Origin of the sequence: Nonomuraea sp. NPDC050383, assembly GCF_044459125.1 — a bacterium.
GTDB lineage: Bacteria > Actinomycetota > Actinomycetes > Streptosporangiales > Streptosporangiaceae > Nonomuraea.
The window spans coordinates 1-26,355 of record NZ_JBITIP010000012.1 but is presented as its reverse complement, the minus strand read 5'-3'; the positions used below and the strand labels follow the sequence as shown (position 1 = coordinate 26,355).

26 protein-coding genes, 1 tRNA gene and 1 riboswitch are annotated in these 26,355 nt (G+C 72.9%); of the genes, 12 read left to right on the top strand and 15 right to left on the bottom strand.

All coding sequences use genetic code 11. The features are described from left to right. Nucleotides 1-32 precede the first annotated feature (32 nt). From rph to ACIBG4_RS27470, 5 genes are all read left to right on the top strand, one after another. Complete coding sequence (gene rph / locus ACIBG4_RS27490; protein WP_310710639.1) at nt 33-752, top strand: ribonuclease PH; 720 nt, start codon at nt 33-35, stop codon at nt 750-752. Continuing rightward, the gene (gene rdgB / locus ACIBG4_RS27485) at nt 749-1,345 is read left to right on the top strand and encodes an RdgB/HAM1 family non-canonical purine NTP pyrophosphatase (RefSeq protein ID WP_397204271.1); all 597 of its coding nucleotides are present in this window, start codon (nt 749-751) and stop codon (nt 1,343-1,345) included. Before rph ends, rdgB begins: the two co-directional genes overlap by 4 nt. Before the next feature lie 127 nt (nt 1,346-1,472). Next, a complete protein-coding gene (locus tag ACIBG4_RS27480) occupies nt 1,473-3,158 on the top strand; it encodes a molybdopterin-dependent oxidoreductase (protein WP_397204269.1) in 1,686 nt (561 codons plus the stop codon). Nucleotides 3,159-3,290: 132 nt separating this feature from the next. Continuing rightward, nucleotides 3,291-4,736: a toxin glutamine deamidase domain-containing protein gene (locus ACIBG4_RS27475; RefSeq protein ID WP_397204268.1), complete on the top strand. Its 1,446-nt coding sequence runs from the start codon at nt 3,291-3,293 to the stop codon at nt 4,734-4,736. A gap of 25 nt (nt 4,737-4,761) precedes the next feature. Next, nucleotides 4,762-5,031 (top strand): hypothetical protein, encoded by a 270-nt coding sequence (locus tag ACIBG4_RS27470; RefSeq protein WP_310710643.1) that lies wholly within the window; start codon nt 4,762-4,764, stop codon nt 5,029-5,031. Nucleotides 5,032-5,077: 46 nt separating this feature from the next. Here the strand turns inward: ACIBG4_RS27470 and ACIBG4_RS27465 are convergent, their stop codons facing one another. The 4 genes from ACIBG4_RS27465 to ACIBG4_RS27450 all read right to left on the bottom strand — a co-directional run bounded on the left by ACIBG4_RS27465 (nt 5,078) and on the right by ACIBG4_RS27450 (nt 10,378). Then, on the bottom strand, nt 5,078-7,588 hold the full coding sequence (locus ACIBG4_RS27465; RefSeq protein ID WP_397204267.1) for an ABC transporter permease: 2,511 nt from the start codon (nt 7,586-7,588) through the stop codon (nt 5,078-5,080). A 78-nt stretch (nt 7,589-7,666) separates the two neighbouring features. Then, nucleotides 7,667-8,431 carry an ABC transporter ATP-binding protein gene (locus tag ACIBG4_RS27460; RefSeq protein ID WP_355437190.1) on the bottom strand — a complete coding sequence of 255 codons (765 nt, stop codon included), beginning with the start codon at nt 8,429-8,431 and terminating at the stop codon, nt 7,667-7,669. 133 nt (nt 8,432-8,564) lie between these two features. Next, entirely contained in the window at nt 8,565-9,236 is a 672-nt protein-coding gene (locus ACIBG4_RS27455; RefSeq protein ID WP_397204266.1) for a response regulator, read from the bottom strand. Then, nucleotides 9,236-10,378, bottom strand: coding sequence for a sensor histidine kinase (locus ACIBG4_RS27450; protein WP_397204265.1), 1,143 nt, complete (start codon nt 10,376-10,378; stop codon nt 9,236-9,238). The genes ACIBG4_RS27455 and ACIBG4_RS27450 overlap by 1 nt, the downstream gene beginning before the upstream one ends. A gap of 568 nt (nt 10,379-10,946) precedes the next feature. Between ACIBG4_RS27450 and ACIBG4_RS27445 the strand changes: the two genes are divergently transcribed. Continuing rightward, the gene (locus tag ACIBG4_RS27445) at nt 10,947-11,291 is read left to right on the top strand and encodes a hypothetical protein (RefSeq protein ID WP_397204264.1); all 345 of its coding nucleotides are present in this window, start codon (nt 10,947-10,949) and stop codon (nt 11,289-11,291) included. 62 nt (nt 11,292-11,353) lie between these two features. Next, nucleotides 11,354-12,346, top strand: coding sequence for an HNH endonuclease (locus tag ACIBG4_RS27440; protein WP_397204263.1), 993 nt, complete (start codon nt 11,354-11,356; stop codon nt 12,344-12,346). Between the two features lie 3 nt (nt 12,347-12,349). On the opposite strand, the gene ACIBG4_RS27435 is transcribed toward ACIBG4_RS27440, so the two are convergent. Both ACIBG4_RS27435 and bcp read right to left on the bottom strand, forming a co-directional pair. Then, a tRNA-Leu gene (locus ACIBG4_RS27435) sits at nt 12,350-12,432 on the bottom strand. Between the two features lie 127 nt (nt 12,433-12,559). Then, nucleotides 12,560-13,033, bottom strand: coding sequence for a thioredoxin-dependent thiol peroxidase (gene bcp / locus ACIBG4_RS27430; RefSeq protein ID WP_397204262.1), 474 nt, complete (start codon nt 13,031-13,033; stop codon nt 12,560-12,562). A 178-nt stretch (nt 13,034-13,211) separates the two neighbouring features. On the opposite strand from bcp, the gene ACIBG4_RS27425 reads away from it, so the two are divergent. Then, nucleotides 13,212-13,535, top strand: coding sequence for a DUF3618 domain-containing protein (locus ACIBG4_RS27425; protein ID WP_397204261.1), 324 nt, complete (start codon nt 13,212-13,214; stop codon nt 13,533-13,535). Between the two features lie 261 nt (nt 13,536-13,796). On the opposite strand, the gene ACIBG4_RS27420 is transcribed toward ACIBG4_RS27425, so the two are convergent. Beyond that, complete coding sequence (locus ACIBG4_RS27420; protein WP_397204260.1) at nt 13,797-14,990, bottom strand: amino acid deaminase/aldolase; 1,194 nt, start codon at nt 14,988-14,990, stop codon at nt 13,797-13,799. Between the two features lie 139 nt (nt 14,991-15,129). Between ACIBG4_RS27420 and ACIBG4_RS27415 the strand changes: the two genes are divergently transcribed. After that, the gene (locus ACIBG4_RS27415) at nt 15,130-15,732 is read left to right on the top strand and encodes a DUF6286 domain-containing protein (RefSeq protein ID WP_310710653.1); all 603 of its coding nucleotides are present in this window, start codon (nt 15,130-15,132) and stop codon (nt 15,730-15,732) included. 68 nt (nt 15,733-15,800) lie between these two features. Beyond that, complete coding sequence (locus tag ACIBG4_RS27410; protein ID WP_397204259.1) at nt 15,801-16,301, top strand: hypothetical protein; 501 nt, start codon at nt 15,801-15,803, stop codon at nt 16,299-16,301. Nucleotides 16,302-16,315: 14 nt separating this feature from the next. Here ACIBG4_RS27410 and ACIBG4_RS27405 read toward each other — a convergent pair whose 3' ends face one another. The 7 genes from ACIBG4_RS27405 to ACIBG4_RS27375 all read right to left on the bottom strand — a co-directional run bounded on the left by ACIBG4_RS27405 (nt 16,316) and on the right by ACIBG4_RS27375 (nt 23,846). Beyond that, nucleotides 16,316-17,692 (bottom strand): L-serine ammonia-lyase, encoded by a 1,377-nt coding sequence (locus tag ACIBG4_RS27405; RefSeq protein WP_397204258.1) that lies wholly within the window; start codon nt 17,690-17,692, stop codon nt 16,316-16,318. 51 nt (nt 17,693-17,743) lie between these two features. After that, nucleotides 17,744-18,133, bottom strand: a complete 390-nt coding sequence (gene gcvH / locus ACIBG4_RS27400; RefSeq protein ID WP_310710656.1) for a glycine cleavage system protein GcvH — start codon at nt 18,131-18,133, stop codon at nt 17,744-17,746. After that, nucleotides 18,130-19,215: a glycine cleavage system aminomethyltransferase GcvT gene (gene gcvT / locus ACIBG4_RS27395; RefSeq protein WP_397204257.1), complete on the bottom strand. Its 1,086-nt coding sequence runs from the start codon at nt 19,213-19,215 to the stop codon at nt 18,130-18,132. The genes gcvH and gcvT overlap by 4 nt, the downstream gene beginning before the upstream one ends. A gap of 128 nt (nt 19,216-19,343) precedes the next feature. Further along, a riboswitch (glycine riboswitch) is annotated at nt 19,344-19,441 on the bottom strand. Between the two features lie 75 nt (nt 19,442-19,516). Further along, nucleotides 19,517-20,206, bottom strand: coding sequence for a gamma-glutamyl-gamma-aminobutyrate hydrolase family protein (locus tag ACIBG4_RS27390; RefSeq protein ID WP_397204256.1), 690 nt, complete (start codon nt 20,204-20,206; stop codon nt 19,517-19,519). An 11-nt stretch (nt 20,207-20,217) separates the two neighbouring features. Beyond that, nucleotides 20,218-20,982, bottom strand: a complete 765-nt coding sequence (locus tag ACIBG4_RS27385; RefSeq protein ID WP_397204255.1) for a 3-oxoacyl-ACP reductase — start codon at nt 20,980-20,982, stop codon at nt 20,218-20,220. 97 nt (nt 20,983-21,079) lie between these two features. Next, a complete protein-coding gene (locus tag ACIBG4_RS27380; RefSeq protein ID WP_355437213.1) occupies nt 21,080-22,423 on the bottom strand; it encodes an aldehyde dehydrogenase family protein in 1,344 nt (447 codons plus the stop codon). 19 nt (nt 22,424-22,442) lie between these two features. Beyond that, a complete protein-coding gene (locus tag ACIBG4_RS27375; RefSeq protein WP_397204254.1) occupies nt 22,443-23,846 on the bottom strand; it encodes a glutamine synthetase family protein in 1,404 nt (467 codons plus the stop codon). A 121-nt stretch (nt 23,847-23,967) separates the two neighbouring features. On the opposite strand from ACIBG4_RS27375, the gene ACIBG4_RS27370 reads away from it, so the two are divergent. Beyond that, complete coding sequence (locus ACIBG4_RS27370) at nt 23,968-24,672, top strand: FCD domain-containing protein (RefSeq protein WP_355437215.1); 705 nt, start codon at nt 23,968-23,970, stop codon at nt 24,670-24,672. 87 nt (nt 24,673-24,759) lie between these two features. After that, nucleotides 24,760-25,515, top strand: coding sequence for a hypothetical protein (locus ACIBG4_RS27365; RefSeq protein WP_397204253.1), 756 nt, complete (start codon nt 24,760-24,762; stop codon nt 25,513-25,515). Between the two features lie 83 nt (nt 25,516-25,598). Here the strand turns inward: ACIBG4_RS27365 and ACIBG4_RS27360 are convergent, their stop codons facing one another. Continuing rightward, nucleotides 25,599-25,778, bottom strand: a complete 180-nt coding sequence (locus ACIBG4_RS27360; RefSeq protein ID WP_397204252.1) for a hypothetical protein — start codon at nt 25,776-25,778, stop codon at nt 25,599-25,601. Nucleotides 25,779-26,355 lie beyond the last annotated feature (577 nt).

Genomic DNA, 26,355 nt, shown 5'->3' with positions numbered 1-26,355 from the left:
GAGCGTCACGGTGCGGAGATAGGGTGAACTGCATGTCTCGACAGGATGGCCGTGCTCCCGACCAGCTACGCCCGATCACCATCACCCGGCAGTGGCTCGCCCACGCCGAGGGCTCGGTGCTCGTCGAGTTCGGCGGCACGCGCGTGCTGTGCGCCGCCTCGGTGCAGGACAGCGTGCCGCGCTGGCGCCGGGGCAGCGGCCAGGGCTGGGTGACCGCCGAGTACGCCATGCTGCCGCGCGCCACCAACACGCGCAACGACCGCGAGTCGGTCCGCGGCAAGATCGGCGGGCGCACCCACGAGATCTCCCGGCTGATCGGCCGGTCGCTGCGGGCCTGCGTCGACTACAAGGCCCTCGGCGAGAACTCCATCGTCCTCGACTGCGACGTCCTCCAGGCCGACGGCGGCACCCGGACCGCCGCGATCACCGGGGCGTACGTCGCCCTGGCCGACGCCGTGGCCTGGATGCGCGAGCGCAAGATGTGCCCCGGCGACCCGCTGGTCGGCTCCGTCGCGGCCGTCTCGGTCGGCGTCGTCGGCGCGGTGCCGATGCTCGACCTCTGCTACACCGAGGACGTGGCCGCCGAGACGGACATGAACGTCGTCATGACCGGCTCCGGCAGCTTCGTCGAGGTGCAGGGCACCGCCGAGGGCGCGCCGTTCGACCGCGGGACGCTCGACCAGCTGCTCGCCCTGGCCGCCGGCGGCTGCGAGGAGCTGACGCTGATCCAGATGGAGGCGCTCGGCCGATGAAGATAGTGCTCGCCACCCGCAACCAGGGCAAGATCGCGGAGCTGCGCCGCATCCTGTCGGGATTCGACATCCTGGGGCTGGAGGAGTTCCCCTCGATCGGCGAGGTCGCCGAGACGGGGGTCACGTTCGAGGAGAACGCCCTGCTCAAGGCGCACGCCGTCGCCCAGGGGTCCGGGCTGCCCGCGGTGGCCGACGACTCCGGCCTGTGCGTCGACGTGCTGAACGGCATGCCGGGCGTCTTCTCCGCCCGCTGGTCCGGCCGCCACGGCGACGACCAGGCCAACCTCGACCTGCTGCTGGCCCAGGTCTCCGACGTGCCCGCCGAGCGGCTGACGGCCCACTTCGCGTGCGTGGCGGCGCTGGCGCTGCCGTCGGGGGAGACCTGCGTGGTCGAGGGCGACCTGCCGGGCCGGCTGATCTCCGCTCCGCGCGGGTCCAACGGGTTCGGGTACGACCCGATCTTCGTTCCCGACGGTGAGACGCGGACGACGGCCGAGCTGGCGCCCGAGGAGAAGGACGCGATCAGCCACCGGGGCCGCGCGTTCCGCGCCCTCGCCCCGCAGGTCCGCGACCTGCTGTCACCGTCGTCCTGACGTTCGTGCGGCGGTTCCGACGTGTGCGTGGAGTCCTGACGTGTGCGTGGGGTCCTGACGTTGGCGTGGCAGTCCCGTAACCGGCGCGTAAGAACCGGGCGGGTGCCGCGGGCGTAGCGTCGGTACCGTGCAGAGGCAAGACATGGCGCCCGCCTGGGCGGGCGCGCTGGCGGGGCTGACGGCCGGGGCGGTGGCGCTCGGCGTCGCCCGGCTCGTGGCCGGGATCGCGGGGCCGGAGACGTTCCCGGTGGTGGCCGTGGGCGACGTGGTCGTCGACCTGACGCCCCCACCGGTCAAGGACTTCGCGATCAACGCGTTCGGCGCCAACGACAAGACGGTCCTCGTCGGGGGCGTGCTCGTGGTGCTGGCCGTCATCGCGGCCGCCCTGGGGATCGCGGCCCGGCGGCGGCCGGTGGCGGGCGACGCGGGGCTGCTGGCGTTCGGGGCCGTGGGGGTGCTGGCGGTGCTGACCCGGCCGGGCGCCGGGATCACGGGGGTGCTCCCGACGGTGGTGGGCGTGGCGGCGGGCGTCTGGACGCTGCGCCTCCTCGAACGGCGGGCGCGTCTCCACCCGGCGCCCGCCGAGGAGCCCGCGGTCCTGGCCGGCGCCGGGGAGGCGGGTTTCCGTGGTGAGGCCGGCGCCGGGGAGGCGGGCTTCCGTGGTGACGGCGGTGCCGGGGAGGACGGGGGGCCGTCCGGGGTGGAGCGGCCCGTGGTGATGCGGCCCGGGGCGTCCGCGGCCGGTGGGTTCGACCGGCGCAGGCTGCTGACCGGGGTCGCGAGCGGGGTGGTGGTGGCGGGGGCGGCCACCGTGCTCGGGCGGGTCCTGTCGGACCGTCAGGCCGTGGACACCGCCAGGGGCGGCCTGGCCCTGCCGGCGCCCGCCACGCCCGCCGCGCCGCTGCCCGCCGGGACGGACTTCCGCATCAGCGGCCTGTCCCCCTTCACCACGAGGAACCGGGACTTCTACCGGGTGGACACCGCGCTCGTCGTCCCCCAGGTGAACCCGCGGACGTGGCGGCTGCGCGTCCACGGCATGGTCGACCGGCCGATCGAGATGACCTTCGCCGACCTGCTCAAGCGGCCTCTCACCGAGGCCGACATCACGCTCACCTGCGTGTCCAACCCGGTCGGCGGCGAGTACATCGGCAACGCCCGCTGGCTCGGCGTCCGCATGGCCGACGTGTTGCGCGAGGCCGGGCTCCAGTCCGGCGCCGACATGCTCCTGTCCACCTCCGCCGACGGCTTCACCTGCGGAACCCCGGTGGACGTGGTCATGGACGGGCGGGACGCGCTGTTCGCCGTGGCCATGAACGGGGAGGTGCTGCCCGTGGACCACGGCTTCCCGGTGCGTCAGGTGGTGCCGGGGCTGTACGGGTACGTCTCGGCCACCAAGTGGGTGGTGGACGTGAAGGTGACGAGGTTCGACCGGGACGAGGCGTACTGGACGCCGCGCGGCTGGGCCGCCAAGGCGCCGATCAAGACGCAGTCGCGCATCGACCTGCCCCGGCAGGGCGCGACGGTGCGGGCGGGCCGCACGACGGTCGCCGGGGTCGCCTGGGCGCAGCACACCGGGATCGACGCCGTGGAGGTGCGCGTGGACCGCGGCGAGTGGCGGCAGGCGCGCCTCGCCGCGGTGCCGGGGCCCGACACGTGGCGGCAGTGGGCGCTCGACTGGGACGCCACACCCGGCCGCCACACGATCGAGGTACGCGCGACCGACGCCGCCGGCCGTACCCAGGCGGAGCAGGGAGCGCCTCCCGCGCCGGACGGCGCGACCGGCTGGCACACGATCACGGTCCAGGTCTCCTAACGCTCCGTCGTACCCTTTCTCCGCGTTTGTGCAGGTACAGCGGGTGGATCGTGGTGCCCGAACTTGCCGAGTGGCCCTCCTGGCCGGGGCGGCGGCCCTACGATCGGCGTCGAGCACGACAGGAGGCAGGACGTGATCCGCGACCGCAAGCCCCGCGTCCGGTGGGTCCTTCCCGGAGGGCACTACGACCCGGTGGTCGGCGACGGCGTGCGGTGGCGCGACTACGAGCGCGCCGCCGACCCGCCGGACCCCGGCCCGCCCGACCCCACTCCACTCGCCCCACGACCACCGGCATCCGGGCGGCCGGCGGGGGAGCAGAGGTCCGGAGAGGAGCGGCGGGCGAGTGCCGCCGCGCCCCGTTCCGCCGCGCCGAGTGCCGCCGCGCCGAGTGCCGCCGCGCCGAGTGCCGCCGCGCCGACGGGTGCCACGACGGCGGGTGTCACGTCAACAGGGGCCACGACGGCGGGTGTCACGCCAGCGGGTGCCACGACGGCGCGGCACCGGTCACCCGCGGCGGACGCGGCAGGTGGCGTCGCCCATGGGCACGTCTCCGCCCTCACCTCCATGCCCACCTCCGCCCCCGACCCCGCACCGCCCGACAGCGGTCCCGCGGCGGTCCGCGTGGGCGGCGGTCTCCTGCGCACGCCTCCGGGCCCGGCCCCGGAGGGGCGCCCATCCGCTCGTCCGGCCGACGCGCCCCCGGAGGGACGGCCGGGCGTGCCCGCTGCCCCCGGTGAGGCAGCCTCGGCGCCCCCGGGGCCGCTGGATGTCACCGCCCCGCCTTCCGCTCCGGCCCCACCTCCTGCGGTCGCCACGGCGCCCATGGTGGAGGAACGCGGCGACGACTCCACGCTCGGAGGACAGTCCGGATGGATCATGCCCGCCCGGGGAGAGGCCCCGGGCTGGGCCGGCTGGGCGGTGCCCGCCGGGGGAGCGGCCGGTCGGCGGGCGAGGACGGCCGACTGGTTCGACGGTCCCGCCAGGCCGCCGCGGCTCGCCGACTGCCGGCCGTACGGGATGGCAGGAGGGCTGGCGCGTCCCGACCCGCAGGTCGAGCACGACCTGCGGCGCGCCGTGCCGCCCGGCACGCGCTTCCCCGACCCGCGCGGCACCTGGGTCAGGCTGATCAACGGCGGCGGCCCGGCGGACGACCCCTTCCGGGCCTCCAACGCCGCCGACTGCGCCCTGGCCGTGCTGTCCACGTGGCACGGCGAGCCCGCCGCCGCGGCGGCCCGGCACCCCGAGTACGACCGGCTCGGCAGGCCCGTGCTGAGCGGCGAGACGGGCGGGGCCGCCAGGATCGAGCGGTGGGTGGGGCAGCGCTTCCAGTACGCCGGTCACGGGCGGCACGCCTACCCGCTGGTGGAACGGCGGCTGATCGAGGCCGGCCACGGGGCCGCGGCCGTCATCGTCGTGCGCTGGCCCGGCGGCGGCTCCCACGCCTGGAACGCCGTCAACTTCGGTGGCGAGGTCATCTGGATCGACGCCCAGCGCGGCCACATGGCGGTCGATCCTCCCTACACGACGGTGACCGGGGTGTTCTGCGTCGTCGTCGACCGGTACGGGAGACCACGATGAGTCGCGACGGGCAGAGGTGAGCGCGGTGGACCTCGACCAGGCCAGGGCGGTGGCGGAGGAGTACTTCAACGGGGTGCGGCCGGTGGACGACCCGGTGCGGGTGGGGGTCCACGGGTTCGGCGAGGGGTACGTGGCCTGGGTCAGGGAGCCCGACTCCGACGACCCGGCCACGCTGCCGGCCACGGTCGGCGGCGGCTGCATCGTGATCGACCGGGTGACCGGTGAGATCGTGAGCCGCCCCCTGCTCGACCCGGAGACGGTCGCCGAGCTGTGGCCGGGCCGCACTCCCCGCTGAGCCGGGCCGCACCCGCCGCTGAGGGCATCCCGCGACTGACGGGTCGTCAGCCGCTCGCCAGGGCGCCGACGATCGAGGCGCGGGCCGCGCGCCGGGCCGGCAGCACCGCCGCCAGCACCCCCGCCAGCCCCGACAGCACCACGAACAGCGCGACCTGCCCGTACGGCACCACGTACACCGCCCCGTCGATCATCGCCCGCACCGCGGCCCAGCCGAACACCGCGCCGAGCACCACCCCGACGAGGGCGCCGATCAGCCCGAGCACCAGCGCCTCCACCGACAGCATGCGCCGCAACTGCGGCCGGGTGAGGCCGAGGGCCCGCAGCAGCGCCGACTCCCGGGTCCGCTCGTGCACCGACAGCGACAGCGTGTTGGCGATGCCGAGCAGCGAGATGAGGATGGCCAGCCCCAGCAGCCCCGTGACGATCATCAGCAGCATGTCCAGGGCCTCGTCGAACTCGCCGCGCACCTCGGTCGAGCTCGACACCTTGACCGTCGGGTACGCGGCCGTCGCCGCGTCCACCACCGCCCGGGACCTGTCCGCCGCCACGTCGTCCTTGGCGTCGACCATCACCCTGGAGTCGGGCAGCGCGCCGAAGTACCGGTCGAAGGCGGTCGTGGCCACGGTGAGGTCCGGCAGCGCCGAGTCGGAGCCGTCCAGCACCGCGACGACGGCGAGCGTGACCGCGCCGGCCTCCTTCGTCGTCAGCGACAGCGAGTCGCCCACGCGGACGCCGAGCTTGGCGGCCACGTCGTCCTCGACCGCGACCTGGCCGTCGCCGAGACCGCGCATGGAGCCCGCCGTGACGGGCGGGTCCATCGGGCCGTCGTACGCGCCCACGTCCACGCGGCTCGCGCCGCCCTTCGGCCCGCTGACCTTGGCCTCGGTGTCGCGGATCTGCACCACCGAGGCGAGCTCCGGCCGCCGCCGCAGCTCCTCGCCGACGGAGCGGGGAATGGCCGAGTCGCGCTCCTGGGTGGCCAGCATGTAGTCGATGGGGAACTGGTCGTCGAGCTTGTCGGTCAGCGTCACCCGGGTCGAGGCGGTGAGCACGGAGATGAGCGTCATCAGCGTCACGCCCACGGTCAGGGCGACCGTCGTGGTGGCGGCCCGCCTCGGGTTGCGGCCGGAGTTGTCCACGGCCAGCCGTCCCGGCACGCCGAACAGCCGGGCCGGGACCGCCCCGACCAGCGCGCTGAGCGGCCTGACCAGCACCGGCCCGAGGATGAGCACGCCGAGGAACGTGAGCACGCCACCGCCCATGACCACGAACAGGGACACCTGATGCCCCGGCTCCAGCACCAGCGCGCCGACACCGGCTGTGCCCAGGCCCGCCAGCAGGAACACCCCGGCGGCGACCATCCGGAGCAGGCCCGTGCGGAACGCCTGCTCCTCCACCTGCGTGCGCAGCGCGGCCACCGGCGCGACCCGGGTGGCCGTGCGCGCCGGCAGCACCGCCGAGCCGATGGTGACGAGCAGCCCGACGGCCAGCCCGAGGCCGATGGTGCCCGGCGCCAGCCGGACGGCGGCCCCCGTCGGCAGCGGCGCGTCCAGCGCGCCGAGCACCGCGAGCGTCCCCGCGCCGAGCCCGTACCCGGCCAGCAGGCCCAGGACGGCCGACAGCAGGCCGATCACGACCGACTCCAGCAGCACCGAGCCGAACACCTGGCCCCGCGTCGCGCCGATGCAGCGCAGCAGCGCCATCTCCCGGGTGCGCTGCGCCACCAGGATCGTGAACGTGTTGTAGATGACCAGCGCCGCCACCAGCATGGACACCAGCCCGAACATGAGCAGCCCCACGGTCACCGCCTTGATCTCCACCCCGGCCTGCCGGGCCAGCCGGTCGGCGAGCTGCGCTCCGGTGAGCACCTGGCGGCCCTCGCCGCCCGCGGCGGCGGCGACCGTCCGCCGCAGCGCGTCAGGGTCGGCCCCCGCGACGTCGATCTCGCGGAACCCCTTCTCGCCCGTCATCCGCTGCGCCATGGCCGGGGTGAAGCCCACCACACCGGTGTAGGCCAGCTCCTGGTCCACGCCCGGGTCGAGCAGGCCGACCAGCTTGAACATCCGCGCCCGCCGCTGCAGGTCCAGCACGGTGATCGTGCCGCCCACCTTGACGCCCTGGGCCTTGGCGGTGCTCTCGTCGAGCACGGCCGCCAGGTCGTCGGAGCCGGGGCCCGTACCGGACACGATCACGGCGCGGCTGAGCGGGCCGGACGAGATCGACAGGCCCGTCGTCGGAGCGTCGCCGGCCGCCTTGCCGTCCTTGCCGATCAGCGGCGCCGGCCCGCGTACGACGCCCTGCGCGTCCGTGACGCCCGGTAGGCCCCGCACCTTGTCGAGCAGCGCCGCGGGCAGCCGGCCGTCCGGCCCCTCGGCGAGTACGGCCACGTCCACCTTGCCCGCGTCGGCCGTGACCTTCTGCGCGAGCCCGGCCTGGACGGTGTCCGTCAGCACGAACGTGCCGGCGATGAAGCCCACGCCCAGCGTGATGGCCAGCGACGTGAGCAGCAGCCTCAGCCGGTGCGCGCGCAGCCCGGCCAGCGTCGTCCTCAGCACGCCGCGCCTCCGGTACGGGTCGTCTCAGCGGCATGGGTCGTCTCAGCGGTGTGCGTCGTCTCAGCGGGGTGCGTCATCTCAGGCCTCCAGCTTCATCAGCGTGTCGAGGACCGACTGCGGCGTGGGCGCGGCCAGCTCCGTGACCAGCTCGCCGTCCCGCAGGAACACCACGCGGTCCGCGTACGCGGCGGCGACCGGGTCGTGCGTGACCATGACGATGGTCTGCCCCAGCTCCCGCACCGAGGTGCGCAGGAATGACAGCACCTCGGCGCCGCTGCGCGAGTCCAGGTTGCCGGTCGGTTCGTCCGCGAAGATCACCTGCGGCTTGCTGATGAGCGCCCGTGCCACGGCCACGCGCTGCTGCTGGCCGCCGGACAGCTCCGTCGGCCGGTGCCCGAGCCGGTCCCGCAGGCCGACCGTCTCCACGACCCGGTCGAACAGCACCTGGTCCGGCTGCCGGGCCGCGATCTCCAGGGGGAGGCGGATGTTCTGTTCGGCGGTCAGCGTCGGCAGCAGGTTGAACGCCTGGAACACGAACCCGATCCGCTCCCGGCGCAGCAACGTGAGCCGCTTGTCGCTCAGGCCGGTCAGCTCCACGTCGCCGATGCGCACGGTGCCCGACGTGGCCGTGTCCAGCCCGGCCAGGCAGTGCATCAGCGTGGACTTGCCCGAGCCGGACGGGCCCATGATCGCCGTGAACGCGCCGGTCTCGAACGCCACGTCCACCTCGCGCAGGGCGTACACCTTCGCGTCGCCCTGGCCGTACACCTTCGTCAGGCCGCGCGCCACGACGGCGGGGGCGGCCCTGCGGCGGCTCCCTGTCTCGGTCTCGGTGATGGTCACGTCCACTCCTTCAAGGGGTTGGGGAACGCGACTCACGCTACGAGCGAGATATGCGGAAAAAATGGGCCCTGAGGAGGGATTTCGTATAGGCCGTGCGATGACGCCGGTCAGCCTTTCGGCCGATGCACCCGCGTCAGGCTCGCGGCCGGTGGGAGGGCACGACCAGCCTCGCCTCGTACGCGTACACGACCGCCTGCGCCCGGTCCCGCAGCCCCAGCTTGGCCAGCACCCGCCCCAGATGGGTCTTCACGGTCGCCTCCGCCACCTCCAGCGCGGCGGCGATCTCCAGGTTGGACAGGCCGCGCGCCACCATCAGCAGCACCTCGCGCTCGCGCGGCGTCAGCCCGGCACCGTCGGGCAGGTCCTGGTCCGGGAGGTTCGCGGCGAACCGGTCGAGCATCCGGCGCAGCGTGCTCGGCGCCATGACGGCGTCGCCCGCGTGCACCGCCCTGATCGCGTTCAGCAGGTCGTCCGGCGGCACGTCCTTCAGCAGGAACCCCGACGCGCCCGCCTTCACCGCCGCCAACGCGTACTCGTCCAGGTCGAACGTCGTGAGGATGAGCACCTTCGGCCCCTGGATCCGGGCCGTGGCCTCGACGCCGTCCATGCCCGGCATGCGCACGTCCATGAGCACGACGTCCACGTCGGTGCCGCGCAGCACCTCCAGCGCCCGCGCGCCGTCGCCCGCCTCGGCGACCACCTCGATGTCGGGCTGCGCCGCCAGCACCATCCTGAACCCGGCGCGCAGCAGCTCCTGGTCGTCGACCAGCATCACCCGGATGGGGGCACCCTCCCGGCCGCTCATCAGGCGGCCCTGGTCGCGGGGACGGGCAGCCGGGCCAGCACCTCGAACCCGCCGCCGGGACGCGGCTCCGCCGACACCGCCCCGCCGTACATGCCGACCCGCTCGCGCATCCCGACCAGCCCGTGGCCGTCGTGGCTGCGCGGCGCCGCCGCGCCCCGCCCGTCGTCGCTCACCCGCACCACCAGCTCCGGCCCTCCGTACGTGAGCTCCACCAGCGCGCGCGCTCCCGGCCCGCCGTGCTTGAACGCGTTCGTCAGGGCCTCCTGGACGATTCGGTACACCGCGAGCTGCTGCCCCTCCGGCAGGTCGCTCGGCACGCCCGACACCCGCAGCCGCGCCGGCACGCCCGCGCCGCGCACCAGCTCCTCAAGCTGGGCCAGGCCCGGCTGGGGCGTGTAGTCGGTGCCCGTCGCACCGCCCTCACGGTCCTCGCGCAGCACGCCGACCAGCCGCCGCATCTCGGCCAGCGCCTCACGGCCGGTCCTGGAGATGTTCCGCACGGCCTGGCGGGCCTGCTCGGGGGCGCGGTCGATGGCGTAGCCGGCGCCGTCGGCCTGGACCACGATGACGCTCACATGGTGGGCCACCACGTCGTGCAGCTCCCGGGCGATCCGCGCCCGCTCGGCCGTCGCCGCCAGCCGCGCCTGCTGGTCGCGCTCGCGCTCGGCCCGCTCGGCGCGCTCCTCCAGGCCCTCCAGGTAGCGGCGGCGCGTGTTGGCGTACAGGCCGGTCAGCCAGGTGGTCACGACGAAGATGGAGCCGCTGAAGAACATGCTGAACGAGACCTGGCCCCAGTGCACCAGCACGAGGTACACGCCCAGCTCGGCCACCAGCCCCGCCGCGAGCGCCCACCGGAACACGCACTGGTAGGCCACCGACCACAGTGCCAGGAGCACGGCGAGGTTCGCCGGCACGGGATCGAAACCCAGCGCCCACTGGACGAAGCAGACCAGCGCCACGGCCCCGAACACCGTCAGCGGCCTGCGCCGCTGCCACAGCAGCGGCACGATGAGCAGCCCCGACAGCACCAGGTACCCGGCCAGGTGGAGCGTGGCGCCGGGTCCCTGGACGGTGCCGTCCGCGTACGGCCGGACGGTGATCAACGTCAGCGCCGCGAGCGGCGCGCCCCGGAGGGCATCCATGATCTTCGCATGGCGCTTCGACCACGCATGTACCCTGCCGAACACATCCTTACGATACGTACGGCCTGGCGGGACTTTGTCCGCCTCAAGGGGGAAGTCGGTGTACGACCCAGGTCTTACGCCGGCCTTACGACTGCATGGGCATAGTTGACCTTGGGAGTGCCCCCTTATGGGGCAGTAAAGGGAGATCGTGATGGCGGATCATGATCGCGGAGCTGGGTCGCGCGGCGAAGAGGAAGCGCCGCGCGACCCGGTCTCAGTAGAACGACCTCCCGCTCCAGGAGCGGACGCCAGGCAGGACCAGTCCTCCACTCCAGGAGCGGACGCCACGCACGACCGGCCCTCCGCTCCAGGGACGGACGCCACACAGCACCAGCCCACCGCTCCACGGACGGACGCGGCACAGCACCAGCCCACCGCTCCACGGACGGACGCCACGCAGGAACGGCCGCCGGCTTCAGGAACGGACCGCACGCGGCAGCAACCGCCGGCGGCGCACCCGAGCCCCGGCTGGGGACCGCCTCCGCCCCCTCCGCCTCCGCGACAGGACTCCTCCTTCCGCGACTTCGTGCGTCAGAAGCCGGCCCAGATCATCGGCGCGGGCCTGATCGGCCTGGTCATCGGCGGCCTGCTGGGCGGCACCGCGGTGGCGCTCGTCGTCGGCGTCACCCACCACGACCGCGCCTCCCACTGGGACGACCGGCCCCGCTGGGGCCCCTACCGCGACTGGGAGCGCCACCCGGGCGTCCACCCGGACTGCCGCCCGGTCCCCGGCGGCACGTACTGCCGCGACGCCGCCCCGTTCCCGCCGGGCCCCACCGCACCCATGATCCCGCCGACGCCCGTCCCCACCATGTCGCTTCCCCCCACAGCCCCGCCTCCCATCACCCCGACCCCCACCCGCACGGGCTGAGCGCAGAGCACCGGGCCACCACGGCGGCTGGGAATGTCGGTGGGATTTCCTAGGGTGCTTCCATGCCATCCGCGTATCCATCTCCGGAGGAGCTGGCCCGCCTGGTGGGTCGCGTCACATCCGTGGCCGGCGTCCTCGCCGAGTTGGGGCTGAACAACTCGGGTGGCCGCCGTGCCGGCATGCGGCGGACATTGGACCGGTTGGGCATCGACACGACACATTTCCGGCGAGGCGCCGCAGTCACGTACACACCGGAAATCCTCGCCGGGGCGGTCGCCGCGTCGACGAGTGTCAACGGAGTTCTGGATTATCTCGGCATCACGCGCAGCGGTGGCGCACATTCGCACATCAGCAGGCGCATCAAGGCCGCCGGTATCAGCACGTCCCATTTCTCAGGTGTTTCGGGTGAGCTGAATCCGGTGGCCGATTTCGGCGACGACGCCCTGGCTGAGGCGGCTCGCGGCGCAAAGAGCATGCGGGAAATTCTCCGGAGGCTGGGCCTGTCCGGAAGCGGTGCGGCACGCGAGCGGGTCCGGCGGCGGTTGCGGGCGGCGGGGATCCCGGAGCCGACCGCATACCGGCGGCTCGCTCTCGACGAGGCGGAGGTCCGGTCAGTCGTCGGGGATGTGCACTCCGTCGCGGAGCTGATGCGGCGACTGGGGCTCGCCTCGGGCGAGGCGAACCGGAGGCGCGTACTGCGATGCCTGGCGCGTCACGGCATCGACACATCGCACTTCAGGCGCGAGCCCACCAGCGTCGCGCTCGACGGCTCGTACCGCGATCCGACCGCCGTCCTGGTGGTGCGTCCGCCTGGCGCGAGCCGAACTCCCGGCGCCAGGCTCCGCCGTGCCCTGCGGGCGCTGGGGGTGCCTGCGGTGTGCGCGCGATGCGGCGGTGGCGAAACATGGCAGGGGCAGCCCCTGACGTTGGAGGTGGATCACGTCAACGGCGATCCCTTGGATAACCGCAGCGATAACCTTCGGCTGCTGTGCCCGAACTGTCATTCGCAGACCCCGACATTTGCGGGCAGGAATCGCGGCTCAACGCGTCGATGAATGTGCGGGCGGGGGGACTCGAACCCCCACAGTGTCTCCACCAACAGGACCTAAACCTGCCGCGTATGCCATTTCGCCACGCCCGCGTAAGTCCCGCCGTGGCGGGCTCCGGACAGTTTAGCGTCCCGGCGCGAGCGTGGGCATACGTGTTCGCGCCATGCGCCGCAGGGGTCCAGCCCCCGTGCGGGCCCCGTTGAGGGCCCGCGGTGGCGGTCAGGCGAGGCCGAGCTTCTTCTTCAGGGACGCGACGTGGCCCGTCGCCTTCACGTTGTAGAGCGCCTGCTCGATCTTGCCGTCCGCGTCGATGACGAAGGTCGAGCGGATGACGCCGACGACCTCCTTGCCGTACAGCTTCTTGGTGCCGTACGCGCCGTACGCCTTGTGGACGTCCAGCTCCGGGTCGGACAGCAGCGGGAACGTCAGCTCGTCGCGCTCGACGAACTTGTCCAGCTTGGCAGGCTTGTCCTTGGACACGCCGAGGACGGCGAACCCCTCCCCGGTGAGCTGCGCGAGGTTGTCGCGGAAGTCGCACGCCTGCTTGGTGCAGCCCGGCGTCATGGCGGCCGGGTAGAAGTACAGGATCACGCGCTTGCCGCGGAAATCGCCCAGGGAGACGGTGTTTCCGCCCGCCGCGGGTAGCGTGAACTCGGGCGCGGCGTCGCCGGGCGCGAGCTTGGTTTCGGTCATGGGCCCTCCTGAGTTCGTCCAGCAAAACCTACCGGGCCGGTACGCCGGGCCGCCCGCCGTGCCGCGCGGGGTGCCGACCTGACAGACTGATCACGACCGGAGCCGGCGTGCTCGTCCGCGACCACGGAGTGGGCGCCGACATGAGCCGGCCGACCGGAGCGTGGTCGAGAGGAGAGCCATGGCAGACACCGATCCCGACGAGCTGGAGCGGCGGATCGCGCGGACCCGCGCGGAGTTGGCGCAGACGGTCGACGCCATCGCCGACCGCGTGAGCCCCAAGCGGGTGAAGGAGCGCACGGTCGCCGATGTGAAGGCGCGGGCCGGGCTGTTCGTCGCGTCCGTGGGCGACGCGCTGGGAGTGACGCAACGGCCGGCGCCGGGCGAGGACTCCGAGCGGCTGTGGGACGACGAGCCGCCCGAGCTGGGGCCTGTGCTGATCGGGGTGGGGGCCGTGCTGGTGCTGGGCGCCGCGATCGCGCTGTGGCGGCGCCGCCGCCGCTGAGACCTGGGCGTCGCCCGGGGCGGGACCACCGCCCTGGGCCGCCCGGCCACCGTCCCTGGCTCGCCCGGCGGGATCGCCGCCCCCGGGCCGCCTGGCCACCGCCTCCGGGCCGCCCGGCCACCGCCCCCGGGCTGCCCGGCGGGATCGGGCCAAGACGGCCAGGGGGTTAAGGGGTCCAGAGGGTCAAGACGGCCAAGAGGATCCAGAGGGCATGAGGCCGAGACGGTCAGGAAGGCCCAGAGCGTCCGAGGGCCGAGAGGGTCAGAGGAAGGTCTTGCCCTCGCCCCGGTACGTCGGGGCCGTGCCGACGACCTCGTCGCCGTCGATGAGGTGGAGCTCCGCGAAGCGTTCGCACAGCTCGCCCGCCTTGGCGTGGCGGAACCAGACACGGTCGCCCACCCGCAGGTCCTCCGCGGCCTCGCCGAGCAGTGGGGTCTGCACCTCCCCGGCGCCCTCGTCGGGCGCGTAGCGCAGGCCCGGCGGCAGGTACGGCTGGGGGAGGCGGCTGGGGCCGGGCGGCCCGGAGGCCAGGTAGCCGCCGCCGAGGACCGTGATCGTGTCCGGGGCCGGCCGGCGGACCACCGGCAGCGCGAAGAGCGCCGCGGGACGGCCGGTGAAGGCCCGGTAGAAGTCGAACAGGCGCGGGTGGAAGAACCCGGAGCCGGCCGCGACCTCGGTGACGGCCTTCTCGCGGACCGTGCGCTCGATGGAGCCGGTGCCGCCGCCGTTGACGAAGTCCAGGTCGCAGAGCCGGCTGACGGCGTTGACGACGCGGCCGCGGCGCAGGATGAGCTCGCGGGCCGAGCGTCGCTGCATGACGCGGATCGCGCGGGTCATCGCGGGATTGCCGGGCGGGTCGTCGCCCACCCCGGCGATCTGTGCCTCGTACGCCATGAGGCCGGACAGCCGGAACCCGGGCCGTTTGGCGATCTCGGCGGCCAGGTCGGCGGCCTCCTCGGGCTCGCGGATCGAGGAGCGCAGCGCTCCCGCCCGAAATTTCCCACCGAGGGCGACATATCCAGCGTCGATGTCGAGACATATCCGGATCTCGGGGCGGGGGTGGATGGCCGCCACCGCGTCGTCCACGTAGTCCAGGTGCTCGGCCGAGTCCACGGTCACCGTGATCTCCCGCGCCAGGCGCGGATCACCGGCCAGGGTCGCCAGCGCCGCCCGGTCCGCCGTAGGGTAGGCCACCAGGATGTCGGCGAACCCGCAGCGCGCCAGCCACAGCGCCTCCGGCAGCGTGAAGGCCATCAGCCCGCGGAAGCCGTCCATGGCCATGATGCGTTCGAGCACGGGACGGCAGCGGATCGACTTGGTCGCGACGCGGATCGGCTTGCCGCCCGCGCGCCGTACGAGGTCGGCGGCGTTGGCCCGCAGGGCGTCGAGGTCGAGGACGGCGAACGGCGGGTCCAGCGTCGCGGTGGCGCGGTCGTAACGCGGGCGGACGTCCATACCAGCAGCGTAACCGCATATCGGGCAATTGAACATGAGGGCAGTTCATGTTGCCCGGACACCCTTGTAATGATCGGGCAAACCGGCGGCGAGGGCATGATCCATCCGATGCCCGGCCCGTGTACCTGTGGTCGGTGTGATGAGCACGCTCCAGCAGCTTCTGCCCGGAGCCCTCCTGCCGGCGCAGGAGAGCCCCCTCCTCCGCTCCACCCGTGCGCTGAAACCGGCGCGCACCCCCGCCGGGGCGGTGGTCGCGCTGGCGCTCACCGTCTGCCTCGGCCTGTCGGCCGCCGAGATCGTCACGGCGCTGGTGGGCAAGCCACTCGGCTTGCTGCCGCTGGAGCGCCTGATCGACCTGGCGGGCCGGCACGCCTGGGCCGAGTTGCGCACGGGCGCGCTCTGGATCGCCGGCGCGGGCGCCGCGCTGCTGCTGCTCGCCGTCGTCCCGGGCCGCTGCCACCTGGTGCCGGTCGAGACGTCCGACCCGAACATCGTCATCGGCATCACGCGTGTGGGCCTGCGCCGCACGCTGCGCGCCGTGGCGCAGGAGGTCGAGGGCGTGTCACGGGCACGCGTACGGCTGCGCCGGCGCACCATCGAGGTCACAGTGACGACCGGCGCGGAGAGCACGGGCGCGATGCTCCGCCAGGTGGGCGCGGCCGTGGGCGACCGGCTGGCGGGCGTCGGCACGCTCGGCACGGGAGAGGTCGTGGTCCGGCTGCGCAGAAGGAGGCGCTGGTGAACCACAAGGGGCGATGGCGAGCGACGTGATGAGCTGAGGGAGACGCTGGTGAGCCGAGAGGGGCAAGGGTGAGACAGTACGCGGGCAACCGGGTCGGGCTGGCCGTCGTGGGCGCGGTGCTGGTGCTCCTGGGCGCGTACGCGTGGCTGCGCGCCGATGACAGGCTCAGTGGCCTGTCGCCGCGGGCCAAGGTGCTGCCCGAGCAGACGGCGCAGATCGTCGCCGCCCAGTCGTGGACGCTGTGGGCCGCGGCCCTCGGGCTGATGCTGCTCGGCCTGGTCTCACTCCGGTGGCTGCTGCTCTGCCTGGGATGGGGCCGCCGCGGGGTGCGCTCCGGCACGGGCACGGCCATGCTGTGCGTGGGGCTCAAGGACGTGGACGGGCTGAGCCGTACGGGGGTGCGCGTCGTGGGTGACGGCGACCACCTGCGCATCGCCGTCACCTGCGCACCGTCGGCGGACGTGGGCGCGATGGTCGGCAAGCTGGACAAGGAGATCGTGGGCCGCATCCGCCGCGAGGTCCGCGACGACGACACCGGCGCGGTCGTCCGCCTCCACGTCCGCCGCTGAGCCCGCCGGCGGCCTCAGCACTCGATGACGTTGACGGCCAGGCCGCCGCGCGAGGTCTCCTTGTACTTGTCGAGCATGTCGGCCCCGGTCTGCCGCATCGTCTTGATCGCCTTGTCCAGTGCCACGAAGTGGCGGCCGTCGCCGCGCAGCGCTATGCGGGCCGCGGCGATCGCCTTGATGGAGGCGACCGCGTTGCGCTCGATGCACGGGATCTGCACCAGCCCGCCGATCGGGTCGCAGGTCAGCCCGAGGTTGTGCTCGATGCCGATCTCGGCCGCGTTCTCGACCTGCTCGGGGGTGCCGCCGAGCACCTCGGTCAGCCCGGCCGCGGCCATGGAGCAGGCCGAGCCGACCTCGCCCTGGCAGCCGACCTCGGCCCCCGAGATGGAGGCGTTCTCCTTGAACAGCACGCCGATCGCCGCGGCCGTGAGCAGGAAGCGGATCACGCCCTCGTCGTCGGCGCTCGGGACGAACTTGGAGTAGTAGGTCAGCACGGCCGGGACGATGCCGGCGGCGCCGTTGGTGGGAGCGGTGACGACGCGGCCGCCCGCGGCGTTCTCCTCGTTGACGGCCAGGGCGAACAGCGACACCCAGTCCATCGCCCGCAGCGGGTCGTCGCCGGACGCCTCCGCCTGGAGGCGGCGGTGGAGCTGGTTGGCCCGGCGCTTGACCTTCAGGCCGCCGGGCAGGACGCCCTCCTTGGCGATGCCCCGCCGCACGCACTCGGCCATGACGCGCCACAGGTTCAGGATGGTGGAGCGGATCTCCTCCTCGGAGCGGCCGAACGCCTTCTCGTTCTCCAGCATCAGCGCCGAGATCGACAGGCCCGAGGCCGAGCAGTGCTTGAGCAGCTCCTCGCCGGTGGTGAACGGGTACGGCAGGATGGTGTCGTCGGGCTTGATCCGGTCGGCTCCCGTCGCGGTCTCGTCCACCACGAAGCCGCCGCCGACGGAGTAGTAGACCTTCTCGCGCAGCACCGAGCCGTCATCGGCGCGGGCGGTGAAGCGCATGCCGTTGGGGTGGCCCGGCAGCGAGATCTTCCGCTCGAAGACGAGGTCCTCGCCCACGACGAACGGGATCTCGCGCGTGCCGTAGAGCTTGACCGTGCCGGAGGCGCGCATCGCGGCCAGGCGCTCGTCGACCGTGTCCACGTCGACCAGCTCCGGCTTCTCGCCCGACAGGCCGAGCAGGACCGCCTTGTCGCTGCCGTGGCCCTTGCCGGTCAAGCCGAGCGAGCCGTACAGGATGGCCTCGACGCGGTCCACCTGGTCGAGCAGGCCGTCCTCGTCCAGGCCGCGCGCGAACTTGTGCGCGGCGGCCATCGGGCCGCCGGTGTGGGAGCTCGACGGGCCGATGCCGATCTTGAAGAGGTCGAAGACGCTGATCGCCATTGATGTGCGCCCTTCAGCAGGGCCGGGGCCCGGTGGGCCCCGGCGGATGGGTCAGGACTCGCCCGAGGTGAGGGCCGTGTACTCCTCGGCCGAGAGCAGGTCCTCGGGGTCGCCCTCGACGCGCACGCGGAACATCCAGCCCTCGCCGTACGGGTCGCTGTTGACCAGCGAGGGGTCGTCCACCACGGTCTGGTTGACCTCGACGACCTCGCCACCGACGGGGGCGTAGATCTCGCTCACCGACTTGGTCGACTCCACCTCGCCGACGGAGTCACCGGGCGCGACCGTCGCGCCCACGTCGGGGAGCTGGACGTACACCACGTCGCCAAGGGCCTCGGCGGCGTACGCCGTGACGCCGACGGTCACCGTGATGGCCTCGTCAAGGCCGGCCACCCACTCGTGCTCCTTGGTGTAGCTCAGCTCGTCAGGGATGTTGCTCACTTGTTCCTCCTGTAGAAGGGCAGCTCCACGAGGTCCATGGCCTCATGGCTGCCCCGGATGTCCACGGCCAGACCTTCGTCCGCCCCGGTGTCGACGTAGGCCATCGCGATGGGCCTGCCCAGGGTCTGGGAGGGGGCACCGCTGGTGACCTCGCCGACGACGGCACCGTCCTTGGTGACCGGGAACCCGTGGCGGGGCACCCGGCGGCCCCGGGCGACGAGACCGACGAGCCGGCGCCGCGGCGGCGTGTCCTTGACCGCCTCCAGCGCCGACCTGCCGACGAAGTCGCCCGGCTTGTCGAATTTCACCACTCTGCCCAGCCCCGCGTCGAACGGGGTCAGCTCGGCGCTCAGCTCGTTGCCGTACAGCGGCATGCCGGCCTCCAGGCGCAGCGTGTCGCGGCTGGACAGGCCCGCGGGGCGCAGCCCGTACGGCTCGCCGGCCCGCGTGAGGGCGTGCCAGAGCGGCACGGCGTCCTCGTTGGCCACGAACAGCTCGAACCCGTCCTCGCCGGTGTAGCCGGTGCGCGCGATCAGCGCCTGCCGCCCGTCGACCACGCCGGGCAGTCCCGCGTAGTACTTGAGGCCGGGCAGGTCGGCGTCGGTGAGGGTGGCGAGGATCTCCTGCGCGTGCGGCCCCTGCACGGCGATCAGCGCGTACTGCTCGGAGCGGTCCTCGACCACCGCGTCGTACGACTTGGCGCGCCCGCCCAGCTCGGCGGCGACCTTCTCGTAGTTGGAGGCGTTGGCCACGACCATGAACTCCTCGTCGCCCAGCCGGTAGACGATGAGGTCGTCGAGCACCCCGCCCCGCTCATTGACGATCATGGTGTAGCGGGCGCGGCCGGGCACGAGGGCCGACAGGTGGCCGACCAGGGCGTAGTCGAGCGCCTCGCCCGCCTGCGGCCCGGTGACGAAGATCTCGCCCATGTGCGAGAGGTCGAACAGCCCGGCCGCGCCGCGGACGGCGTTGTGCTCGGCGGACTCGCTGCCGTAGCGCAGCGGCATCAGCCAGCCGGCGAAGTCGGTGAGCGTGGCGCCGAGACTCTCGTGAACGTCTCGCAACGGTGTGGGTCGGGACATTTCGCACCTCAGGGCAGGGTCGGATGCCAGGATCCTCCCCCTCTGTCATGGTTGCCTGAGAGCTTCGCCCGGGCTTTGCCGGACTTTCACCTTCGGCGAGGCCCGGGGGCCTGCTTTCCAGAGGTCACCTCGTCCGTGCGGTCCTTTGCCTTGAGAGGTTCGCGGGGAGGGCTTGCTCCTTCAGGGACCCTGGATGGCTGTCAGGGCGCTCTCCCGCACGGGTTCGCCGGTGATGCCCGCAAGCCTAGTGCCGTGACGGGGCTGTTGTCGCGTGCGCCCCCTCGGGATCGCCGGGTCCGTCTCAGCAGGCGGCCACCAGGGCCTCGAACAGCGCGCAGTCGGCCGCCGCCTCCGGATGCCACTGGACGGCCAGGGCGAACGGGTGCCCGTCCAGCTCCACGGCCTCCACCGTGCCGTCGCCGGCCGTGGCCGTCACGGTCAGCCCCCGCCCGAGACGGTTCACGGCCTGGTGGTGGTAGTGCGGCACCTCCACCGGCTCGGCGCCGAGCGCCTTGGCCAGCCGCGAGCCCGGCGCGGGCCGTACCGGCAGGTGGCCGAACACGCCCGGCGCGGGTGAGTGCCCGGTGTGGCCGACCACGTCCGGCAGGTGCTGGTGGAGGCTGCCGCCGAGCGCCACGTTCAAAACCTGCAGCCCGCGGCAGACGCCCAGGTAGGGCAGCCCCCGCTCCAGCGCCGCCGTCAGCAGCGCGAACTCCGCGTCGTCGCGGAAATTGCGCACGTAGCCGGTGCGCTCGTGCGGCTCCTCGCCGTAGCGGGCGGGGTCGATGTCGCCCCCGCCGGCCAGGACGAGCCCGTCCAGCCGCGCCGCCACCGGGCCGGGCTCGCCGGCCGGCGGCAGCAGCACCGGCTGCCCGCCGGCCCGCACCACCTGCTCCACGTACATGAACGGCAGGAGCGCGGTGTCCAGCTCCCAGACGGTGTAGCGCGCGGGCTCCACGTACGTCGTGATGCCGATGACCGGACGGGACACGATCAGCCCCCCTACAGCGGCGTCACGTACGCGCCGGAGATGCCCCCGTCGACGAGGAACTCCGACGCCGTGACGAACGACGCGTCGTCGCTGGCCAGGAACGCCACCGCGGCGGCGATCTCCGACGCCTCGGCGAACCGGCCCACCGGCACGTGCACGAGCCTGCGCTGCGCCCGCTCCGGGTCCTTGGCGAACAGCTCCTGGAGCAGCGGCGTGTTGACCGGCCCGGGGCACAGGGCGTTGACCCGGATGCCCTCGCGGGCGAACTGCACGCCGAGCTCCCGCGACATGGCCAGCACGCCGCCCTTGGAGGCCGTGTAGGAGATCTGCGAGGTGGCCGACCCCATGACCGCCACGAACGACGCCGTGTTGATGATCGAGCCCTTGCCCTGCCGCCGCATGTACGGGATGACGTGCTTGCAGCACAGGTACACGCTCGTCAGGTTCACCTCCTGCACGCGCCGCCAGGCGTCGAGCCCGGTCTCCAGGATCGAGTCGTCGTCGGGGGGCGAGATGCCGGCGTTGTTGAACGCCACGTCCACGCTGCCGTACGTCTCGAACGCCGTCCGGTACATCCGCTCGACGTCGTCCTCGCTGGTCACGTCCGCCAGCACGAACAACCCGCCGACCTCGGCCGCGGCCTTGGTGCCCGCCTCCTCGTCGACGTCCACGCACACGACCCGCGCGCCCTCCTGGGCGAACCGGCGCGCCGTGGCCAGTCCGATGCCGCTGCCCGCGCCGGTGACGACGGCGACCCGGTCCTGCAAACGCTGCATAGATGTCACTCCCTGCTCGATTGGTCGCTCACCGCTCCTCATTCGCTTCGCGGAGTCCCTCCTTCGTCGGGCCTCCACTCCGCTCACTGCGTCGGGTTCACTCCGATGAAATGAAGACGTTCTTGGTCTCGGTGAACGCGGACAGGGCGTCGGGGCCGAGCTCGCGGCCGAGGCCGGACTGCTTGAAGCCGCCGAACGGCGTCCAGTAGCGCACCGACGAGTTGGAGTTGACCGACAGGGCGCCGGCCTCCACCGCGCGGGCCACGCGCAGCGCCCGGCCGACGTCGCGGGTCCAGATGGAGCCGCTCAGGCCGTAGCGGGTGTCGTTGGCGATCCGGACGGCCTCCGCCTCGTCGGCGAACGGGACGACCGACACGACCGGGCCGAAGATCTCCTCGGTGAAGGCGCGGTCGGTGACCTTCGAGGTCAGCACCGTCGCCGGGAACCAGTAGCCCTTGCCCTGCGGGCAGGTGCCCCGCAGGTGCGGCTCGCCGTCCACGAAGCCGCGCACGCGTTCGAGGTGCTCGGCGCTGACCAGCGGCCCCATCTCGGTGCTCTCGTCGAGCGGGTCGCCCACCTTGACGCCGAGCACGGCCGGCGCGAGGCGTTCGAGGAACTCGTCGTAGACCTCGGCCTGGACGAGCAGCCGGGAACGGGCGCAGCAGTCCTGGCCGGAGTTGTCGAAGACCGCGTAGGGGGCGGCCCGGGCGGCCTTGTCGAGGTCGGCGTCGGCGAAGACGATGTTGGCCGACTTGCCGCCGAGCTCCAGGGTGATGCGCTTGACGTGGGCCGCGGCCTTGGCGGCGATCTCCTTGCCCACCTCGGTCGAGCCGGTGAACACGATCTTGGCCACGTCCGGGTGCTCGACCAGCCGGGCTCCCGCGACCTCCCCTGCCCCGGGCAGGACCTGGAGCACCCCCTCGGGGAGGCCCGCCGCCAGGGCCAGCTCGGCCAGCCGCAGCGCGGTCAGCGGGGTCCACTCGGCGGGCTTGACGATCACCGTGTTGCCCGCCGCGAGCGCCGGGGCGACGCCCCAGCTCGTGATCAGCATCGGGAAGTTCCAGGGCACGATGACGCCCACGACGCCCAGCGGCTCCTGGAACGTGACGTCCACGCCCCCGGGCACCGGGATCTGCTTGCCGTGGTTGCGCTCGGGCGCGCCCGCGTAGAAGTGGAGGACGTCGCGGACCGCGCCCGCCTCCCAGCGGGAGTTGCCGATGGGGTGGCCGGCGTTGGCCGTCTCCAGCCGGGCCAGCTCCTCGCCGTGCCGGTCCACCAGGTCGGCGAAGCGGCGCAGCAGCCGCGCCCGGTCACCGGGCGCCACCTCCCGCCAGGACGCGTAGGCGCGCCTGGCACGCTCCACAGCCCGGTCCACCTCGGCCGCGTCGGCCAGTTCGACCTCGGCGACGACGTCCTCGGTCGCCGGATTGATGATCTTCATATCGTGTCCGTCACAGTCGTCACATCCGTTCGAAGCCGCGGAACAGCTCCCAGTCCGTCACCGCCGCGTCGAAGGCGGCCAGCTCCACTCTGGCGCCGTTCGCGTAGTGCGCCACCACGTCCTCGCCGAACGCCTCGCGGGCCGGCTTCGAGCGCTCGAACAGCGCCAGCGCGTCACGCAGCGTGTGGGGCACGGTCTCGGCGTCCGAGGCGTAGGCGTTGCCCTCGAACGGGTCCTCCAGCGGCAGCTCGTTCTCGATGCCGTACAGCCCGGCCGCGACCAGCGCCGACACGGCGAGGTACGGGTTCACGTCGCCGCCGGGAACCCGGTTCTCCACGCGCAGCGACTCCCCGTGGCCCACCAGGCGCAGGGCGCAGGTGCGGTTGTCCAGGCCCCACTTGACCGCGGTCGGCGCGAAGCTGCCCGGCACGTACCTCTTGTACGAGTTGATGTTGGGCGCGAACAGCAGCGTGAGCTCCCGCAGGCAGGCGAGCTGCCCGGCGACGAAGCGGGCGCCGAGCTGCGACATCCCGTACGGCCCGTCGCCCGCCATGACCGGCTCCCCGTCGAGGCTCCGCACGGAGATGTGGACGTGGCAGGAGTTGCCCTCCCGCTGGTTGGGCTTGGCCATGAAGGTGATCGAGCGGCCCTCCTGGGCGGCGATCTCCTTGGCGCCGTTCTTGTAGATCGCGTGGTTGTCGCAGGTGCGCAGCGCCTCGGCGTAGCGGAAGGCGATCTCGTGCTGGCCGAGGTTGCACTCGCCCTTGGCCGACTCGACGTACAGGCCGGCGCCCTCCATCTCGCGCCGGATCCGGCGTAGCAGGGGCTCCACGCGGGCGGTGCCGAGCAGGGAGTAGTCGACGTTGTAGAGGTTCGCGGGCGTCAGGTCGCGGTAGCCGCGCCTCCAGGCGTCCTCGTAGGTGTCGTCGTAGACGACGAACTCCAGCTCGGTGCCGACGTAGGCGGCCAGGCCGCGCTCGGCCAGGCGGGCGAGCTGGCGGCGCAGGATCTGCCGGGGCGAGGCGGTCACGTCCGCGCCGTCCTCCCACACCAGGTCGGCCATGAGCATGGCCGTGCCCTCCTGCCACGGGACGCGGCGCAGCGTGGACAGATCGGGCCGCATGACGAAGTCGCCGTAGCCGCGCTCCCAGGACGACATGGCGTACCCGGAGACCGTGTTCATGTCGACGTCCACGGCCAGCAGGTAGTTGCAGCCCTCCGAGCCGTGGCTCAGGACCTCTTCCAGGAAGAAGCGCGCGGACAGCCGCTTGCCCTGCAGGCGGCCCTGCATGTCGGCGATCGCCAGCAGCACGGTGTCGATCCGCCCGGCCGCCACCTCCTCGCGCAGCTCCCGCACTCCGAGGAGGCCCGGGGTGTAACCGGGTCTGCCACTGGGCCTGCCGGGCGTGTTCGGCTCGCTCACGTGCTCACTCCCGTCCGGCCGCCGCGCATTCCCGTTGATTGGGCTAGTGTCAGACCATTGATGTGCATGATGCGATGAATTGTCAAGACCCGAGGACACGTTGGACGAGTCTGCGCGTTTGATGACGGTGCTCCGCCCGGTACGGGCGGGCAACGCCTTCGAGGAGACCGTGGAACGGCTGCTCCAGGCGATCAAGCTCGGCGTGGTCCCGCCGGGCGCCAAGCTTCCGCCCGAGCGGGAGCTGGCCGTCCGGCTCGGCATCAGCAGGGTGACGCTGCGCGAGGCCATCCGCGCGCTCCAGGAAGCCGGCTATCTCGACGTACGGCGGGGCCGCTATGGCGGCGCGTTCGTCACCTACGTCCCGCCCGAGCCCGGCACGGGCGACCTGCGCCGCGTCGTGGCCGACATGGGCACCGCCGACCTGACCGACGCGCTGACGTTCCGGATGGCGGTGGAGTGCGGCGCCGCGGCCGTGCTCGCCGCGAGCGAGCTCACCGACGAGCGGCGGGCGGTGCTGCGCCGCCGGCTGGCCGACCTCGACGAGGCCCGCGTCGAGGACTACCGCCGCCTCGACACCGCCTTCCACCTGTCCATCGCCGAGCTCACCGGCTCGGCGCTGCTCGCCGCCACCTGCGCGGACGCCCGCCTGCGGGTCGGCGACCTGCTCAACGCCATCCCGATGCTCCAGGTCAACCTGGAGCACTCCGCGAGCCAGCACCAGGCGATCGTCGCCGCCATCCTCGCGGGCGATCCCGAGGCGGCCCGCCGCGCCGTCGCCGAGCACCTGGAGGGCACCGCCGCGCTGCTGCGCGCGTTCCTCTCCTGACGCCGGTGCCCGATGCCCCTTCCGGGGTGCCCGATTGGGTACAAGCCCGCCCATGGCGGCAGACCCGTAGCATCGAGGACGAAGGTCATGGGGAACTGGTTCCAGCAGAGCATCATCGCGACGGGACGGCTGCCGCTGTTCTGTTACTTCGTCGCGCTCATCGTCTCGTTCATCGCCACCCGCATCAACGTGCGCCTGATCAGGGCGAAGGTCGGCTGGTTCCGCGACGTCAACGTCGGGGAGATGCACATCCACCACGTGGTCTTCGGCGTGGTGCTGATGCTCGTGGGCGGGGTCAGCGGGCTGATCGTCTCGTCGGCGTCGCAGGTCGGCTACGCCGCCGCGGCGTCGATCTTCGGGATCGGCTCGGCGCTCGTGCTCGACGAGTTCGCGCTCATCCTCCATCTGCACGACGTGTACTGGGAGGAGGAGGGCCGCACGTCGGTGGACGCGGTGTTCGTCGCGGTCGCCGTCGCGGGGCTGCTGCTCACCGGGCTCCGGCCGCTGACCTGGGACTACGGTACGCCGGTCAACCCGGCGCTGCTCATCGTGGCCAACCTGGCGCTGGCCGTCGTCACGCTGCTCAAGGGCAAGATCTGGACCGGGCTCGTGGGGCTGTTCGTCCCGGTGCTGCTGGTGGTCGGAGCCGTACGGCTGGCGCGACCGGGGTCGCCGTGGGCGCACTGGTTCTTCGCGAGGCGCTCGCCGCGCAAGATGGCCAAGGCGGTCCACCGGGAGGAGCGGTGGCGACGCCCGGCGATCACCGCCAAGATCGCCTTCCAGGAGTTCCTGTCGGGCCGTCACGACCTGCCGTCCACCCGGCGCGGACGTCGGCTGCCCTGACCTCTGCGGACCCGGACGTGCCCGAGGTCGGCCGGCGGCGTACCGCCGTCGCGGAGCGCCCGTGCGTCGGCGGAGTACGGCCGTTACGACGGTCCGCCCTCCCGGGCCGAGAACTCGCGCGCCACCAGCCGGGTCAGCTTGCTGATCCCCGGCAGCAGCACGTCGTTCTGCCGCAGCCAGCGCACCGCGTACTGGAAGCACGCGGTCGGGCCGCTGCGCGTTCCGCTGAGCGCCTGTGCCGACTTCCCCTCGGCTGACTGCACGATCAGCGGTATCTCCTCCTTGTGAGCGTCGCCGTACCGCCAGGTGAGCAACTGCGTGACGTCGAACAGGCGCTCATCCAGCAGCCCTGGGCAGCAGCCGCTTCGCGTCCTCTGGAATGACGTGAAGGTGAGCCCTGACGGCGCTGAACGTCGAAGCCCTCTTTCCTGCCTGGCCCCGGCTCGATCCGGTAACCGTTCGCGGTGACGCTCACCCGGTCGCCGGTCAGCAGCGTCACCGAGCCCGACACCCCAGTCACGGGAGACACCGGCTCGGCCGCCTGCGCGGCGCTCGTGGTGCCGCCTGTGATGAGAGATCCCGCCACGATCATGGCGAGGGTTCCGTGAGTTGATTTCATCTGCTCTCTCGTCGTCGATGTGCGGAGAGTTGATCCTCCGATGGAGCAGAGACGCTGATGGCCTGGGAAGCGACTCTGCCGTGCCTTCTGGTCAGCAGGGGACCTTGGAGGCGGGCGCCGTCGGGGGGGGGGGGGGGGGGGGGGGGGGGGGGGGCCGGGCGGGGGGGGGGGGGGCGGGCGGCCGGGCCGAGAGGGGGGGCGCGCGGCGCGCCGGCCCCCCC